This window comes from Sulfitobacter sp. M05 (assembly GCF_029285175.1).
Classification (GTDB): Bacteria; Pseudomonadota; Alphaproteobacteria; order Rhodobacterales; family Rhodobacteraceae; genus Sulfitobacter.
This window is the reverse complement of sequence record NZ_JABEDH010000001.1, coordinates 519,548-536,502: the sequence shown is the minus strand read 5'-3', so window position 1 is coordinate 536,502 and position 16,955 is coordinate 519,548. Positions and strand designations below refer to the sequence as shown.

At 57.9% G+C, this 16,955-nt stretch carries 18 protein-coding genes; 8 read left to right on the top strand and 10 right to left on the bottom strand.

Annotated features, from left to right (window positions below; translation table 11 throughout):
• Positions 1-111: 111 nt before the first annotated feature.
• The 5 genes from purB (at position 112) to HKX44_RS02670 (ending at position 4,571) form a co-directional block, all read left to right on the top strand.
• Positions 112-1,416 carry an adenylosuccinate lyase gene (purB, locus tag HKX44_RS02690; protein WP_276149764.1) on the top strand — a complete coding sequence of 435 codons (1,305 nt, stop codon included), beginning with the start codon at positions 112-114 and terminating at the stop codon, positions 1,414-1,416.
• A gap of 126 nt (positions 1,417-1,542) precedes the next feature.
• On the top strand, positions 1,543-1,704 hold the full coding sequence (locus tag HKX44_RS02685; protein ID WP_276149763.1) for a hypothetical protein: 162 nt from the start codon (positions 1,543-1,545) through the stop codon (positions 1,702-1,704).
• A gap of 185 nt (positions 1,705-1,889) precedes the next feature.
• The gene (locus HKX44_RS02680; protein WP_276149762.1) at positions 1,890-2,417 is read left to right on the top strand and encodes a tetratricopeptide repeat protein; all 528 of its coding nucleotides are present in this window, start codon (positions 1,890-1,892) and stop codon (positions 2,415-2,417) included.
• A 75-nt stretch (positions 2,418-2,492) separates the two neighbouring features.
• Positions 2,493-3,569 (top strand): FliG C-terminal domain-containing protein, encoded by a 1,077-nt coding sequence (locus HKX44_RS02675; RefSeq protein WP_276149761.1) that lies wholly within the window; start codon positions 2,493-2,495, stop codon positions 3,567-3,569.
• Between the two features lie 93 nt (positions 3,570-3,662).
• Positions 3,663-4,571 (top strand): lysophospholipid acyltransferase family protein, encoded by a 909-nt coding sequence (locus HKX44_RS02670; protein ID WP_276149760.1) that lies wholly within the window; start codon positions 3,663-3,665, stop codon positions 4,569-4,571.
• A 52-nt stretch (positions 4,572-4,623) separates the two neighbouring features.
• Here the strand turns inward: HKX44_RS02670 and HKX44_RS02665 are convergent, their stop codons facing one another.
• Positions 4,624-5,322 carry a DUF1223 domain-containing protein gene (locus tag HKX44_RS02665; RefSeq protein ID WP_276149759.1) on the bottom strand — a complete coding sequence of 233 codons (699 nt, stop codon included), beginning with the start codon at positions 5,320-5,322 and terminating at the stop codon, positions 4,624-4,626.
• Positions 5,323-5,557: 235 nt separating this feature from the next.
• On the opposite strand from HKX44_RS02665, the gene acnA reads away from it, so the two are divergent.
• A complete protein-coding gene (gene acnA, locus HKX44_RS02660) occupies positions 5,558-8,347 on the top strand; it encodes an aconitate hydratase AcnA (protein WP_276149758.1) in 2,790 nt (929 codons plus the stop codon).
• Between the two features lie 99 nt (positions 8,348-8,446).
• Positions 8,447-9,133, top strand: a complete 687-nt coding sequence (locus HKX44_RS02655; protein ID WP_276149757.1) for an SDR family oxidoreductase — start codon at positions 8,447-8,449, stop codon at positions 9,131-9,133.
• Between the two features lie 65 nt (positions 9,134-9,198).
• On the opposite strand, the gene HKX44_RS02650 is transcribed toward HKX44_RS02655, so the two are convergent.
• The 9 genes from HKX44_RS02650 to yajC form a co-directional block, all read right to left on the bottom strand.
• Positions 9,199-9,738, bottom strand: coding sequence for a DsbE family thiol:disulfide interchange protein (locus HKX44_RS02650; RefSeq protein ID WP_276149756.1), 540 nt, complete (start codon positions 9,736-9,738; stop codon positions 9,199-9,201).
• Complete coding sequence (gene ccmD, locus HKX44_RS02645; protein WP_276150784.1) at positions 9,731-9,898, bottom strand: heme exporter protein CcmD; 168 nt, start codon at positions 9,896-9,898, stop codon at positions 9,731-9,733. The genes HKX44_RS02650 and ccmD overlap by 8 nt, the downstream gene beginning before the upstream one ends.
• Positions 9,898-10,632 carry a heme ABC transporter permease gene (locus tag HKX44_RS02640; RefSeq protein ID WP_276149755.1) on the bottom strand — a complete coding sequence of 245 codons (735 nt, stop codon included), beginning with the start codon at positions 10,630-10,632 and terminating at the stop codon, positions 9,898-9,900. Before HKX44_RS02640 ends, ccmD begins: the two co-directional genes overlap by 1 nt.
• 64 nt (positions 10,633-10,696) lie before the next feature.
• The gene (ccmB, locus tag HKX44_RS02635) at positions 10,697-11,353 is read right to left on the bottom strand and encodes a heme exporter protein CcmB (protein ID WP_276149754.1); all 657 of its coding nucleotides are present in this window, start codon (positions 11,351-11,353) and stop codon (positions 10,697-10,699) included.
• The gene (ccmA, locus tag HKX44_RS02630) at positions 11,350-11,967 is read right to left on the bottom strand and encodes a heme ABC exporter ATP-binding protein CcmA (protein WP_276149753.1); all 618 of its coding nucleotides are present in this window, start codon (positions 11,965-11,967) and stop codon (positions 11,350-11,352) included. The genes ccmB and ccmA overlap by 4 nt, the downstream gene beginning before the upstream one ends.
• A 6-nt stretch (positions 11,968-11,973) precedes the next feature.
• Positions 11,974-12,327 (bottom strand): Mth938-like domain-containing protein, encoded by a 354-nt coding sequence (locus HKX44_RS02625; protein ID WP_276149752.1) that lies wholly within the window; start codon positions 12,325-12,327, stop codon positions 11,974-11,976.
• A gap of 86 nt (positions 12,328-12,413) precedes the next feature.
• Positions 12,414-13,382, bottom strand: coding sequence for a protein translocase subunit SecF (secF, locus tag HKX44_RS02620; RefSeq protein WP_276149751.1), 969 nt, complete (start codon positions 13,380-13,382; stop codon positions 12,414-12,416).
• Between the two features lie 3 nt (positions 13,383-13,385).
• Positions 13,386-15,035: a protein translocase subunit SecD gene (secD, locus tag HKX44_RS02615; protein ID WP_276149750.1), complete on the bottom strand. Its 1,650-nt coding sequence runs from the start codon at positions 15,033-15,035 to the stop codon at positions 13,386-13,388.
• 45 nt (positions 15,036-15,080) lie between these two features.
• A complete protein-coding gene (yajC, locus tag HKX44_RS02610) occupies positions 15,081-15,359 on the bottom strand; it encodes a preprotein translocase subunit YajC (protein ID WP_276149749.1) in 279 nt (92 codons plus the stop codon).
• Positions 15,360-15,538: 179 nt separating this feature from the next.
• Between yajC and HKX44_RS02605 the strand changes: the two genes are divergently transcribed.
• Positions 15,539-16,939, top strand: a complete 1,401-nt coding sequence (locus HKX44_RS02605) for a pentapeptide repeat-containing protein (protein WP_276153182.1) — start codon at positions 15,539-15,541, stop codon at positions 16,937-16,939.
• Positions 16,940-16,955: the final 16 nt, after the last annotated feature.

Below are 16,955 nucleotides of genomic sequence, written 5' to 3'. Positions count from 1 at the left end.
GCTATGTTTTAGGCCGGGCACTATAAGCCGCGACTGCCACCTTGTCCTCAGGGCCCCATCAGTCTATGCCGCCGGTGACCCTGAAAACCGTCACAAAAAGGTGTGCCCCGCATGATCCTCCGTTATTCCCGCCCTGAAATGGTTAACATCTGGTCCGCCGCGACCAAGTTCCGCATCTGGTACGAGATCGAGGCACATGCCTGCGACGCCATGGCCGATCTGGGCGTGATCCCGCGCGAAAACGCCGACGCCGTGTGGAAAGCCAAGGACGTAGAATTCGACGTCGCACGGATCGACGAAATCGAGGCCGTGACCAAACATGACGTCATCGCCTTTCTGACCCATCTGGCCGAACATATCGGCAGCGACGAAGCGCGCTTTGTGCATCAGGGCATGACCAGCTCGGATGTGCTGGACACCTGTTTCAACGTACAGCTGACCCGCGCCGCCGATATTCTGATTGCCGATGTTGAGGCCCTGCTTGCGGCCCTGAAACGTCGCGCGATAGAACATAAAGACACGGTGCGTATTGGCCGCAGCCACGGCATCCACGCCGAGCCAACCACAATGGGCCTGACTTTTGCACGCTTTTACGCCGAAATGGACCGCAACCTTGCGCGCCTGCGCATCGCACGTGACGAGATTGCCACCGGCGCAATTTCCGGCGCTGTTGGCACTTTCGCCAATATCGACCCCCGGATCGAAGAGCATGTTTGCGAAAAGCTCGGCCTCAAGCCTGAACCAATTTCAACACAGGTCATCCCGCGCGATCGTCACGCAGCCTTCTTTGCCTGCCTCGGCGTTGTTGGCTCTTCCATCGAGAACATCGCCACCGAAATCCGCCACATGCAGCGCACCGAGGTGCTGGAAGCCGAAGAGTTCTTCTCGGCCGGTCAAAAGGGCTCAAGCGCAATGCCGCACAAGCGCAACCCCGTGCTGACCGAAAACCTGACCGGTCTGGCGCGTCTGTGTCGGATGGCTGTGGTGCCTGCAATGGAAAACGTCGCCCTCTGGCACGAGCGGGACATCTCTCACAGCTCGGTCGAACGCAACATCGGGCCCGACACAACAGTGACCCTTGATTTCGCCCTGTCACGTCTGACAGGCGTCATCGACAAGCTGGTGATTTATCCTGACAACATGCTGGCGAATATGAATAAATTCCGCGGCTTGGTTATGTCACAGCGGGTTCTTCTGGCCCTGACCCAAGCCGGTGTTTCGCGTGAGGATTCCTATAAACTGGTGCAGCGCAATGCGATGAAAGTTTGGGAAGAAGGCAAGGATTTCAAAACTGAATTGCTGGCAGACGAAGATGTGTTGAAATCCCTGAGCGTCGAAGAAATCGAAGAGAAATTCGATCTAGGGTATCACACCAAACATGTAGACACGATTTTCAAACGCGTGTTCGGCGCGTAAGCAACCGACGGGCCGGCGCAATTGTGCCGGCCCCTATCCAAGGTCACCTTGGGCATTTGAAAAATTCCGCATCCCCTGTACGGTTAAGGTCAGGACTTTAGTCCATCAAACCAAAGGAGACGGACCATGATGATCAGAACGCTCGCTGTTGCCCTCGCCTTGACCGCCGCCCCTGCGCTGGCCTTTGCCCAAGGGTGTTCCCATGGCAAACAAAAGCAGGCGATGTCTTGCGCCAGCGGAACATCTTATGACAGCGCCAGCCACAGCTGCGTACCCGTCAACACCTGACCACGAATAGCCCCCACTGCTGCGCAGGGCGCGCCCCCTTGTTTACCTATGCGTTTATAACCAAAGCCCCAACGTGGCGTTGCCCATTGCCCGCGTCGATCACACAGACGTGTGGCCGGGAAACAAACACTTGGCAGGCGTGTCGAATAGGCTACATTTCAAATTGCATTTTTAAGGAACGACATATGAAACAGCTTATTCTGACAACGGCCCTGACCTTGCCCTTTGCCGTAACCGGTGCCTGGGCTGCTGGCGGTGGTGATGAGGTCGCGCCCAGCAAACCGAAATGTGAAACCGGCCAGATCTATGACAAAAAGACAAAGTCCTGCGTTGCCGCGGAAGAAAGCAATCTCGATGTGGACGGTCTTTATGAGAACCTGCGTGAACTGGCCTATGCAGGGCGCTATGTGGATGCACAGATCGTTCTGGCCCAGATGCCCGCAAATGATGACCGCACCCTGACCTACAAGGGCTTTACCAGCCGCAAAACCGGCGATCTCAACGCCGCGATGACATATTACCACGCTGCGTTGCAGGTGAACCCCGCCAATGTGCTGGCACGTTCCTACATGGGGCAGGCATTGGTCGAACAAGGCCAGATGAAACAGGCGCTTGAACAGCTGCGCGCCATTCGGGACCATGGCGGCTCCGGCAGCTGGGCCGAGGCCTCGCTGCGCCGTGCCATCGCCACGGGAAAGACCTTTGATTACTGAGGAAGACCCAACCCGGTTTTAGCAAATATTCATCTTTCACGGCCATACCCGCGTTAAACCAAGGGGTTGTGAGAGATGAACGACATCGTTGCGATGAACAATTTCCCCCCACTGCCCGAACTTGCGGGGGGCGGCGCACCTGTTGCGCTTAGCCGGCGCGCCAAGGCGGCGATCGTTGTGCGGCTGTTACTGAACGAAGGGGCCGAGATCCCGCTGGAAGAACTGCCCGATGAGGCGCAGGTGGCTCTGACCCACCAAATGGGTGCCATGCGCACTGTGGACCGCGACACGCTGGATGCCGTTGTCGAGGAATTTGCTGCCGAGCTGGAGAAAATCGGTCTGTCCTTTCCTGCTGGCATGGCCGGGGCACTGGATGCGCTGGACGGCAAGATCAGCCCGCATACCGCCGCGCGTCTGCGCAAAGAGGCCGGCGTGCGCCAGTTTGGCGACCCCTGGGGGCGTTTGCGCGAACTGGGACCGGATCGCCTGTTGCCGGTCCTTGAGATTGAGAGCATCGAAGTTGCCGCAGTAATGCTGTCCAAACTGCCGGTTTCCATGGCAGCCGACCTGCTGGGGCGCATTCCAGGGCCGCAAGCGCGTAAAATCACCTATGCTGTTTCCCTGACCAACGCCGTCACGCCGGATGCGGTTGACAGAATCGGCTTGTCGCTGGCGGCGCAACTTGACGCTGTGCCGGCGCGTGCCTTTGCCGATGATCCAGTTGAACGGGTCGGCGCGATTCTGAATTCCTCAACCTCGCTGACCCGTGACGACGTTTTGACCGGACTGGATGAAACCGATCAGGGTTTTGCAAACGCGGTACGCAAGGCAATCTTTACCTTTGGCAATATTGCCACCCGCATTGCCGCCCGCGACATCCCGCGGGTCCTGCGCGAGGTCGATCAGGACAAATTGGTCATCGCACTGGCCAGTGCCGAAGCCGCCGGTTTTGCAACCTCGCGCGATTTCATGCTAGAAAATATGTCAGGCCGAATGGCAGACCAGCTTCGCGAAGATATGGAAAGTGCGGGCAAGATCAAACCCGCCGACGGCGAGGCTGCCATGTCGGATGTTGTTGATGTGATCCGCCGTATGGAACAGGACGGTGACCTGTTGCTAATCGTCGAAGATGATGAGGAGGAAGACGGATAATCTGCGACGCCGCGCCAGAGGTCGCATTGCCGACTTGTTGCGCTTTGGTCTGCGGGCTATGTCTGGCGCATCTTTCGCAACTGTCAGAGCCCTATGTCAGACCAACCCTCTCAGGATGATCCTCATGCTCAACCCGTCCAACGGCTGGGAGATTTCCTGAGCAATGCGCTGATCGTCGGTGTCATCCGTCTGGCGCTTGCCCTGCCCTATGCCACCCGTGTCCGCTTTGTCGGCTGGTTGGTCGAAAAGGTGATCGGCCCAATTGCAGGATACCGTAAACGTGCGCTGAACAATCTGGCGCTGATCTGGCCCGACATGCCGCCACAACGGCGCAGCGAAATCGCCAGCCGCTGCCTGAACAACGTCGGGCGCTCATTCATTGAAAACTATTCAGCCGAAGAGTTTCCGGCCCGCATGGCACAGAACACGCCGCAGGGCCCGGGGGCTGCGGCCTTGGAAGACGCGGTGAAAAACGACCGTCCGGTGATCCTTGTCAGTGGGCATTTCGGAAATTACGAGGCGACGCGGGCGGCGTTGGTGGCCCGGGGGCATGACATTGGCGGGCTCTACCGCGATATGAAGAACCCCTATTTCAACGCCCATTACGTCAAAACGATGGAAGCTTTCGGCGGGCCGGTGTTTCCGCAGGGCCGTAAAGGGACCGCCGGTTTTGTGCGTCACCTTAAGGGCGGTGGGCAGCTTGTCCTGCTGTTTGATCAGCATGTGCTTTATGCGCCGGTCCTTGATTTCATGGGTGAACCTGCGCGCACGGCCCTATCGGCAGCGGAACTTGCCCTGCGCTATGACGCTTTGTTGATCCCGTTCTATGGCATCCGGCAGGTGGACGGGCTGAGCTTTGAAACCGTTCTTGAGGCACCCGTGCCGCATTCGGATCCGACAACAATGACACAGGCCTTAAACGACAGCCTGTCCGCACGGATCAATCAAGCACCAGAACAATGGTTTTGGGTTCATAGAAGATGGCGGGCGGACGAGGATTAAGCTCGTACGCTTCTGCCGGTTAACCGCCAAGGCCGCCTGAAAGATACAGTTGCTAGCGCAAACGCGCCGCAGCGACGATCCGTCCAACCCGTGCCTCTTGCAAAATGACCACCGCCGGTTTGTCCCCTGTCAGGGGCACATTCATCTGCAATGGAGAGTTGCCGTCCCAAGCACCCAAAACGGCCCAACCCTCTACGATATTTGCATTTTCCAGGGTCTTTCCCCTGTTTTCCCCACGCTTGATCTGGGTCGTCTGACTAGGGGTGTAGCGCAACATATGAACCGTCAACGGACCGTTAACCTTGCCTAGCGCGGTCGCCGTGATTTGCAGGCTATCACCGCTGCGCGTCAGGTCCAACGCGACATCTTTCGGCAATTTTGCATGTTCAGCTATTGCCTTGGACAGTTTCATCGGTTTTGCCCCAACGATATCGGTCACCCCACCGACGATCATCTCGGGCGTATAAATCGACCGGCGATGCGCCGTTGCAGCATAGGCGCGCTGTCGCTCCGCATGGGCCGGATCGCCGAAGGGATCTTTCCATCCGATATAGTCCCAATAATCAACATGCAGCGCCAAAGCGATCACATCATCACGATTGGCAAGTTCATGCAGGATTGCATCAGCCGGCGGGCAACTGGAACACCCCTGCGAGGTATAAAGTTCGACAACAACGGGCGTGTCCTGCGCATTGGCAGTCGGTGCCAATGTCAGCATCGCAGAGAAAAGGGCCGGAATGATCTGTTTCATATGATTCCACTGACATGCGGGATAAGATGGAACCATTCCTAACCTTGGGTCGTTGAAATAACCAATCAAGGTTTCTTGAGAGAGATGTCATGAAAGTCGAATATTTTTTCGAATCTTCTGTACACCATGGTATACAAAATGCCAAAACCCTATAGCGAGTAGTTGATTAGCCATCACGTCAGTGCCATCTAATACACAACATCCCATAGCCAGCAGCCAAGAAAGGGACCGTTCCATGACCATCCAAGTCGGACAGGACACCGCCAAAACCCGAAAAACAATTTCCGCCGGGGATCAAAGCATCGCCTATTATTCCATTCCCGCCGCACAAGAGGCTGGCCTTGGCGACTTTTCCAAGCTGCCCGCCGCGCTCAAGGTGGTGCTGGAAAACATGCTGCGGTTCGAAGATGGCAAGACCGTCACGGTTGACGACATCAAGGCCTTTGCCGAATGGGGGGCCAAAGGCGGCAAGAACCCGCGCGAGATCGCCTATCGCCCTGCCCGCGTGTTGATGCAGGATTTCACCGGCGTTCCGGCGGTTGTTGATCTGGCCGCGATGCGCGACGGTTTGGTGGCACTGGGTGGTGACCCCGAAAAGATCAACCCGCTGAACCCCGTTGATCTGGTCATTGACCATTCCGTGATGATCGACGAATTCGGCAACCCGCGCGCCTTTCAGATGAACGTGGACCGCGAATATGAACGCAACATGGAGCGTTACACCTTCCTCAAATGGGGCCAGAAAGCGTTTAACAACTTTCGCGTGGTGCCTCCCGGCACTGGCATCTGCCATCAGGTGAACCTTGAATATCTCGCGCAAACCGTCTGGACAGACACAGATCAGAACGGTGAGGAAGTCGCCTACCCCGACACGCTGGTCGGCACGGACAGCCACACCACCATGGTCAACGGTATGGCCGTTCTGGGCTGGGGCGTTGGCGGGATCGAGGCCGAAGCCGCGATGCTGGGCCAGCCGATTTCAATGCTGATCCCCGAAGTTGTCGGCTTTGAGCTCACCGGTGCGATGATGGAAGGCACCACGGGTACCGACCTTGTGCTGAAGGTCGTCGAAATGCTGCGCGAAAAGGGTGTTGTCGGCAAATTCGTCGAATTCTTCGGCGCTGGCCTTGACAGTTTGCCACTGGCGGATCGCGCCACGATCGCCAACATGGCACCGGAATATGGCGCGACCTGTGGCTTCTTCCCGATCGACGGTGAAACCCTGCGTTACATGCGGACCACGGGCCGAGAAGAGGACCGCATTGCACTGGTCGAAGCCTATGCCAAGGAAAACGGCATGTGGCGCGGCGATGATTATGCGCCGATCTATACCGACACCCTCAGCCTTGACATGGGTACCATTGTGCCTGCGATATCCGGCCCGAAACGACCACAGGATTACATTGCACTGACTTCCGCGCACACAGCATTTGGCGAATACGTCAAAGGGGTGCGCGCCGGCGAAGACGCCTCTGTCAAAGAGGAAATCCGGTGGGAGGGTGAAGGCGGACAGCCAGAGCCACAGGAGATTCCTGGCGACGAAGGCAGCCACAAGCGCGGCTATGTCGCGACCGAGGATGGCAATTATCAGTTGCACGACGGTTCAATCGTCATTGCCTCGATCACCTCCTGTACCAATACATCCAACCCTTACGTGATGATCGGCGCGGGTCTGGTGGCACGCAAAGCGCGTGCACTGGGTCTCAACCGCAAACCGTGGGTGAAGACATCGCTGGCACCGGGATCGCAGGTCGTGTCCGCCTATCTCGAAGCGGCGAACCTTCAGGAAGATTTGGATGCCATCGGCTTCAACCTCGTGGGCTACGGCTGTACCACCTGCATCGGCAACTCCGGCCCGCTGGAAGCCCCGATCAGCAAGGCGATAAATGACTACGACCTGATCGGGACATCAATCCTGTCAGGCAACCGCAATTTCGAGGGCCGCATTTCACCAGATGTACGCGCCAACTACCTCGCCTCGCCGCCCCTCGTTGTGGCCTATGCACTGGTGGGTGACATGAACCACGACCTTGCCAACAGCCCGCTGGGTCAGGACAAGGACGGCAATGACGTCTATCTGCGCGACATCTGGCCGACGACACAGGAAGTCGCCGAACTGGTTGAACAAACCGTCACCCGCGAGGCGTTCCAGACCAAATATGCTGATGTCTTCAAAGGCGACGAAAAGTGGCAAGGCGTTGAGACAACAGAGGCCAAGACCTATGATTGGCCAGCGCAATCCACATATGTTCAAAACCCGCCCTATTTTCAGGGCATGTCACCAAAGCCGGGCGTGATCACCAACATCGAAGGCGCGAAAGTGCTGGCGGTTCTGGGCGACATGATCACCACAGACCACATCTCGCCCGCCGGCTCATTCAAAGAATCAACTCCGGCCGGTCAGTATCTGATCGAACGTCAGGTGCCGGTGCGTGAATTCAACTCCTACGGCTCGCGCCGTGGCAATCACGAGGTCATGATGCGCGGCACCTTCGCCAACATCCGCATCAAGAACGAAATGCTTGACGGGGTTGAAGGCGGCTATACCAAAGGCCCCGATGGCAATCAGACGTCGATTTTTGACGCCGCGATGGCCTATCAGGAAACTGACACCCCGCTGGTGATCTTTGGCGGTGAACAATATGGTGCCGGGTCTTCCAGGGACTGGGCCGCCAAAGGCACCGCGCTTTTGGGCGTCAAGGCCGTGATTGCCGAAAGCTTTGAGCGTATCCACCGCTCCAACCTTGTTGGCATGGGCGTCATCCCGTTTGAATTCACAAATGGCGACAGCCGCAAGTCGCTGGGTCTGACCGGGGAAGAGACCGTTTCCATCTCCGGTCTGGATACGATCCAACCGCTTCAGGAGGTGCCTTGCACGATCACCATGGCGGATGGTTCGGTCAAAGATATCATGATCAAATGCCGGATCGATACGGCCATCGAGATCGAATACATCGAACACGGTGGTGTGCTGCACTACGTGCTGCGTGACCTTGCCAAAAGTGATGCCATCGCTGCCGAATAAGCGGCGTAATTTAGTCCAACAAAAAGGCCCCTGTTACAGATTGTAGCGGGGGCCTTTTTTGCTATCCTGCTTGGAAACAAAGTGATCAAAGGAAACCAAATGAAACCTGTCGCCCTGATTACCGGTGGAGCCCGCGGCATTGGCCGTGCCATCGCCACCGAACTGGCGACAGACCATCATGTGGTTGTTACCTATAACGCCACCCAGCCGGACGACCTGCTGCGCGACTGTCCCGATATCCTGGCCCTGCCGGCCGATTTGTCTGCCCCCGATGCCGCGCGGCAGATCATTGATCAGGTCATGGACCGCCTCGGCACACTCGACATCATCGTCAACAACGCCGGTGCCATTGCAATGGATGATGCCAACCCGATGGCCACGCTTGCCGTGAACCTTGGCGCGCCGATGGCCCTGCTGGACGCGGCCCTGCCCCATCTGAAACGCGGCGCAAGCGTGATCAATATTTCCTCGATAAACGCTGATCTGCCAGCAATGGGCGCAGTTGGCTATTCAGCCAGCAAAGCGGCGCTGAACACCTGGACACGCGGCATGGCCAAGACGCTGGGCCCCAAAGGCATCCGCGTCAATGCCATCGCCCCCGGTGCCATTGAACGCGTTGAATCGCCCCGCCCACCAGAATTGGTCAAAGCTTTTGTCGACATGACCGCCCTTGGCCGATCTGGCACGCCACAAGACATCGCAAATGTGGTGCGCTTTCTGGCCACCGATGCCTCTGGCTTTATCACCGGTGAAACCATCAAGGTCTCCGGTGGCTACCGGCTGTAACCCGATGCTTCATCTTGCAAATTAAACTCATGCCGGCCCTCTCTGCTTGGGCCAGCGACCAGATACTACTCGGCCATCGCGGCCTTTAGCGCCGGCACGAAGCGCTGTTCATAATCGCTGCCCACCAAGGGGCCGGCGAAACGGAACAACACCGTCCCGTCTTTGCCTAAAATGAAGGTCTCCGGCGGCGCGGTAACGCCCCAGTCAATTGCGGTCCGCCCTGTTGGATCAAACCCGATGCCGGTAAACGGGTTGTCATCCTCGATCAGATACTTGGTCGCGTTGGCCCCCGTATCTTTGAAGTTAACGCCAATGATGGATTGCCCCTGCGCTTGCAGGCGCAACAGCTCGGGGTGTTCAGCCCGGCAAGGCGGGCACCAGCTGGCCCAGAAATTCACCAGCGTTACCTCGCCAGTAGCCAACATGCTCTGCGTTGCCTTGGGAAACCCCGAGAGGGTCTCAACAGGGAGTAGCGGTGCCATTTGCCCGATCAATGTCGACGGCAGCCCCTGCGGATCATCGCGATACATGCCCACAGCGGCCAAGGCAACAAATCCGGCAAAAACCACCGGCGGCACCAGCATCAAGGGTGAGAACCTAGCCATCCTTACGTACCTCCTGCTTTGCTTCGGACTCGATTTGTTCCAGATCTGCCCGCGCGGCGCGACCACGGCGTAGGGTAAGCCCCAGCAAAACTGCCAGCAAAACCAATGAGACCCCATAAGCCGAGATCACCTCGGTGGCGTATTTTCCCAGATCAGGCATCATAGTCCCCGCTCCTGCCGGGCGCGCAGTGCCTGCGCCCGCCGCAGTCTGATTTCCGTCCCGGTCCGGTAGAGAACAAGGGCCACGAACAACAGGCCAAACCCCACCATAGAGATTGCCAGCGGTACAAAGAAGACATCCGAAACCGACCGCCCCCCCGTTGCCACAGGAATGGATGTGCCCTGATGCAATCCCTGGTTCCAGAATTGCACGGCATAGCGCGACAGGGCTGCAAACACGGATCCAACCAGACAGAGAACCGCCGTCAGGTCCGCAGCAGTATCTGGATCTTCGACAGCTTCCCATAAGGCGATATAGCCCAGATAGAACAGAAACAGGATCAGGAACGAGGTCAGGCGCGGGTCCCAGGCCCACCATGTCCCCCACATCGGCTGCCCCCAGATTGCGCCGGTCACCAAGGCGATAACCGTCATGATCAACCCCACAGGGGCAGCGGCCCGTGCGGCCAGCGCACTGACATGGTGACGGCGTACCAGCCATATCAGCGATGTGAGCAGCATCATAAACCACGCATTGATCGCCATCAGCGCCGCCGGCACATGCAGATAGATAATCTTGACCGTTGATCCCTGACGATAGTCATCCGGTGTGCCGAAGAACCCCCAGATCAGCCCGGTACAGATACAGAGTGCGGCCGCCGCCCACAGATAGGGTTGCAGCTTGGCACTCAGGGCCAGAAATTTCACCGGATTTGCATAAGACCAAATGGACATAAGCCTATCTATTCTTCCTGCGTGGCAGCCTCAATGGGCAAATCATCGCAGTTGCGTGAGCCATCTACCGCAACCCCATGCGCAACACCGCAGCACTGGCAAAAGGCATCAGGGCAATGGTGCCCAATGTGATCCCGGCCAGCATCACCAAAGGCGTTGACGGGTCAAGCCCCGCCGCGCCGCGTCGTGCCGCTTCTGCCCCAAAAATCAACGTCGGCACATAGAGTGGCAGCACCAGCAAGGACAGCAGCAGCCCGCCCCGCTTAATTCCGACGGTCAGCGCCGCACCAAAGGTGCCGATCACCGACAGCGCCGGCGTTCCAAGCGCAAGAGACGCCACAAGCCAAGCGTAGCCCGAGGGCGGCAGGTTCAACAAAACCCCCAAAAGGGGTGCGGCCAGCACCAGTGGCAAGCCTGTGGTCAGCCAATGCGCCAGCGCTTTGACGCTAACCGCCGCCTCCAACGGCAGCGGGGCGGTCAGCAACAGATCAAGCGTGCCATCCTCGTAATCCAGCGCCAGCAACCGGTCGAGCGACAGCAAACAGGCCAGCAGCGCCCCCAGCCACAAGACACCCGGCGCAATGCTGCTCAGCAACTCTGGCGTCGGCCCCACGCTGAACGGCACCAATGTGGTCACAATCAAAAAGAACGCAAGGCCAAGGCCGAACCCTCCGCCAGCCCGCAGCGCCAGCCGTAAATCGCGCATCAACAAGGCAATCACAAGAAGGCCTCGTCGCTGGTGCCTGATCGTAAATCGGCGCGGGCCCGAAACGGCGCAATATCCAATACCGCAGCTTCGATCCCAAGATCGATATGAGTCGCAACCAATGCGGCACCACCGCCCGCCAGATGGCCACTTACCGCAGCGGCAAACATCGCCACTGCCTCGACATCCAGCGACACGGTCGGCTCGTCCAACACCCATACCGGACACCCGGTGACCAATAGGCGCGACAGGCCAAGACGGCGTTTCTGCCCCGCCGACAGGGTGCCCGCCAGACGATCTGCAAGCGGGTGCAGTTTGTAAGCCTCCAACGCCGGCGCTATGTCGTTATTGCCAAAAACCTGCGCCCAGAATAGCAGGTTCTCGCGCACGGTGAGCATCGCCTTGATCCCGTCCGCGTGTCCGGCATAGGCAATGGCATCCTCTGCCCCAGCGATCGTACCATCAACGGGGGCTTGCAGCCCTGCAATGGTGCGCAGCAAAGTGGTTTTACCAGCCCCGTTTGGGCCACGCAGGATCAACGCCTGCCCCGCCTCCAAGGTGAAGCTCAGCCCCGAAAGCACCGGCACACCGCCACGGGCAAGGGTCAGGTTTTGGGCACTTAATATCATTCAGGCTCAGACAGGGATCAGGGCAAGCGCCACCCTGCGTCCCTCGCTTAGCAAGACGTTATAGGTGCGGCAGGCCGCAGGCGAGGCCATTGTCTCGGCGGCCAGCCCGGCCTCTTGCAGGGAATCCGCAACCGCGTCAGGCAAATGCGCCACATCGGCGCCGGTGCCAACAAAGATCACATCGACATGTTCTTTCAAGGCAATCAGCGCATCCGTATCCGTAAACCCCTCCCAGCTTTTGGTGCCAAGAGGGCCCGTGATCACCGGCCCGTTGATCAGGGTGCCGCCAATCCGAAAAAAACCGGGGCCATAGCCATCAACCGGTGCCGAACCGTTATAGTCGATTTCGTTCAGGCGCATGGCAGGTCCTTTCCAAAAGCATCAGGCAGGCGCGTCGCGGTACTATGCGGTCGCGGATGGTCTCCCCTGCCCGTCTTCTTCAGCGTTCAGGCGTCGATATTGGCGTATTGGTTGCCCGTGTTCGCATCAGGCTTGGTCCAGTCACGCTTGACCCCCAGATACAACAGAATCGCAGAGGCCACAAAGATTGACGAATACGTCCCGACAATCACTCCCCAGATCATTGCGAAAACAAAACCGCGGATCACGTCACCGCCCAGCACAAAAAGCGCAATAAGAGCAATCAATGTGGTGAAAGACGTCATAAAGGTCCGCGCCATGGTTTCGTTGATTGACAGGTTCAGAACATCCTTCAGGTCGCGTTTCTTGTATTTGCGCAGGTTCTCGCGAACCCGGTCAAAGACCACAACCGTATCGTTCAACGAATACCCCACGATGGTCAGAAGTGCGGCAATGATGGCCAAATCGAAGCGAATCTGAAGTTCGGAGAAGATGCCAATGGTCAGGATCACGTCATGTACCAACGCCAGCACGGCACCGGCGGCGAACTGCCACTCGAACCGCAGCCAGATATAAATCAGAACCGCCCCAATGGCCAAAACCACAGCGATGACAGCGGTCTGGATCAGTTCTCCGGACACTTTCGGCCCGACAGATTCGACTGAGGTGAATTTGATATCAGGACGCACGGTCTGCAAAGCGGTCTCGACAGCTGCGATCACGTCGGTGGTGACCGCCTCTTGACCGTCTTGCGCCTGAATACGGATCATCGCAACGTTCTGATCCTCACGAAAGGACGGATCGAAGACTTCGGTGATGGTGATATCGCCCAACTCCAGCGTGTCAATGGCCCCGCGATAGGCGGCAATATCCACCGCCATCGGGCTTTCCGAGCGGATCGTGGTGCCGCCGCGAAAATCAATGCCATAGTTCAGGCCCTGCACCATAAAGGATGCAAAAGCGACAACCATCAGCAGGCCCGACACCCCCAGCCAGATTTTCCAATGGCTGAAGAAATCGAAATTCGGCGCTTCTTTGAACAGACGCAGACGCATGGCTTAGACCTCAATCGTTTTGGGACGTGCCCGTTCAAACCAGATGACCACCATCAGGCGGGTGACAAAGATTGCCGTGAACACGGATGTCACGATGCCGAACCCCAGTGTGATCGCAAAGCCGCGCACAGGGCCAGACCCCATAACAAACAGGATAACGGCGGTAATCAGCGTGGTGATATTGGCGTCGATGATCGCGCTCAGCGCTTTTTCATACCCCAGCGAAATCGCCCGTGCCGGGCCTTTTGCCGTTTTCAGTTCCTCGCGGATACGTTCGAAAATCAGCACGTTGGCATCCACCGCCATGCCGACGGTCAAGACGATCCCTGCAATACCCGGCAGGGTCAGCGTGGCACCCACAAGGCTCAGCAGGCCAAAGATCATCGCAACGTTGATGATCAGCGCGATATTGGCAAAGACACCGAACAAGCCATAGCTGACAAACATGAAAAACAGCACAGCGACAAAGGCAACAACCGTGGCCACCTTGCCGGCATCAATGCTGTCCTGCCCCAGCTCAGGACCGATGGTGCGTTCCTCTAGGAACTCAAGCCCGGCAGGCAATGCGCCGGCCCGCAGCAAGATTGCGAGGTTAGTCGAGGTTTCAACATCGAAGTTGCCAGTAATGATGCCAGAGCCGCCGGGGATATGGCTTTGGATGGTCGGGGCGCTGATCACCTCGTCATCCAGTACAATCGCAAAAGGCGAACCAATATTGGCGGCGGTGTAATCACCGAATTTGCGCGCACCGGAAGTGTTAAAGCGGAACGACACCGCAGGCCGCCCGTTCTGGTCAAAGCTGGGCTGCGCATCCACCAGTTCCTCACCGGTCACAACCGGCGCGGATTCGACAACGTAAAACGCCCCCGGTTCATCCACAGAAGGGATCAACTTGTTGCCGATACCGGGGTTGGCATTGGCGTCTGATCCGCGGCTGACAACCGGGCTGAAGGTCAACTGCGCAGTGGTGCCAATGATCTCTTTCAGTTCCGCCGCAGACCCAATGCCGGGCACCTGAATAAGGATACGATCCGCGCCCTGCCGCTGGATCGTCGGCTCGCGTGTGCCCACCTCGTCAATCCGGCGGCGAATGATTTCCAGCGATTGCTGCATTGTGCGCTCGTCGGTGGCCTGTTTTTCAGCCTCCGACAGGGTGACAATGATCATGCCGTCTTCGCCGCGCACACTGATGTCGGTTGATCCCGCCCCGGTCAACGTCGGCACAGGCCGCGCCAGACCGCGCACGATTTCCATCGCCTCGGCCATTTTGCTTGGGTCATTCAGACGCACGCGCAGTTCGTCATCCGGGGATTGTTGGCGGCGTACCGGCGTCAAATCACGCAGGGCATCGCGTACCTCTGGCCATTGCGCGGCCATGCGGTTGGCATAGACATCCTCGACCTTGACCTCCGCCAGCAGATGCGCCCCGCCGCGCAGGTCCAACCCCAAATTGACCAGCTGCGACGGCATCCAATCCGGCCAAAGCGCCTTTTGCGCCTCAAGCGTTTCGGTACTGCCTGACAATTCAATCGCGGCAACCGCGTCATTGTGCTGTTCAACAGGCCCGTAAAACGCATTCGGCAAGGCCAGCCAAACACCAAGCGCACAGGTCAGCGCGATCAAAATCCGTTTCCACAGATCAATCTGAAGCATATCAGCGCCCTCTCTCAGGCTGGCGGTTTTCGCGTGTGACGTGAATTACTTCGCAGGTTCGGTCTTGGACATAACCGTTGCGATGGTCGACTGGATCACGCGAATTTTGACACCATCGGCCACTTCGACCTCAAGTTCGCCGTCATCCTTGACCTTGACCACCTTGCCGATGATCCCGCCCTGGGTCACGACCTGATCACCGCGCCGCAGAGCTTTGACCATGGCGGCGTGTTCTTTGACCTTCTTTTGCTGCGGGCGGATCAACAGAAAATACATGATCGCAAAGATCAGAATAAGGGGGATGAATTGCTCAATACCGGCCATGGCTTGGGTCCTTTTGTGAGTCAGAAAGGGCCCGCATCTGCTGCCCGTTGAAGTTTGGCAGAACCTATGCACGGGCGCAGGGGGACGCAAGGTGCAAAGGGGGGATTTGGGTGGACAGTTTCAGACCAACAGGTAATCTCGGATAAGTTGTGGTTGGAAGATGTCGTTTGGAACAATACTTGTCGGAATACTTCGCGCACCCCTTGGCACCGGTAACAACCATTATCCTTGCGATGTTGGTGATCCTGTTTGCCCAGCGGACATGTGAAGGGCTTAGCCCCAGTGAATTGCAATCCAAACTCGGCGGTGACGGGTTCAGCGTCTTCTGGTTTTGGGTCGCGGCATCTTTCTGGGGAATCCTGTTTTTGCTGCTGTTTGGTGGATTGGTCTGGACGGTCATCGACATTATCGTCTCCCTCATTCCAAGCGAAGGGCAAGCCGATCAAATCTGGTCGTGGCGTTTCTCGGTTCTGAAACTCGCCTCCCTGACCGCCGTTTTGGGCGCGGTTGTTGCATTGCCCTTCACTTTGATGCGCCTCAATCTAACCAATACCCAAGTCGAAACCGCCTATGAAGCGCTGACGAATAACAAAATGGACATCTCCGTTGCCGATCTGCACGCGCAGCGCCAGATCACCAGATGGGATGGTGATACCGCCAGCAATGGCTGGCAGGACGACATCACCCGCCGCAACGGGGCCATCGACCGCTTGTTGGGGCTGGTGGAAGAGAACAAAGATCTGCGCCCGCGGGTAGACCGGTTGTTGACCGTCTATCTGCGCGAACTGACCCGCGAATTCCCTGCTGAACCAGTGCCAGAAGATGCCACGCCTAGAGCTTTGGCAACCTGGGCCAGTCGGTTAACTGCCAAACGATCAGACATGGAAAACGCGGTTCAGGTGTTAAGCCGCCTGCCCCGCCCCGATTGGGCAAAAGGCGAGCAACGCCTGCCCGATTTGCAAGGGATCAACATGCAGGGGTTCAAGCTGTCCCGTCTGTTCTTGCAACAGGCAAACCTCAGCGAGGCGCAGTTGCAGGGCGCAAGCCTCAGCTGGGCGCAGTTGCAGGGGGCAGACCTCAGCGGGGCGCAGTTGCAAGGGGCACACCTCAGCCGGACGCAGTTGCAGGGGGCACACCTCCTCGGGACGAAGTTGCAGGGGGCATACCTCAGCGGGGCGCAGTTGCAGGGAGCAAACCTCGTCGAGGCGCAGTTGCAGGGGGCACACTTCCTCGGGACGAAGTTGCAGGGGGCACACCTCAGCGGGACGAAGTTGCAGGGGGCAGACCTTAGCTGGGCACAGTTGCAGGGGGCAGACTTCCGCTGGGCGGAGTTTGACAGCGAAACGTCCTTCAGCGCCGCCGCACTTGACTGGGCGGCGCTGAAGGACGTTAATCTTAGCAAAACCCCACAAATCACTGAACATCTGAATGTTATGTTCGGCGACCGCTCGGTAACCCTGCCCGACGGCGCAGATTACCCGGATCATTGGCCCGAATCTGACATGGTTTGGATCGAATTTGAGGAAGCTTGGCATGACTGGCAACGCGCAGGCGGGTTTCATCCCGACAACCCACGATAACCCGCTCTACCCCTTC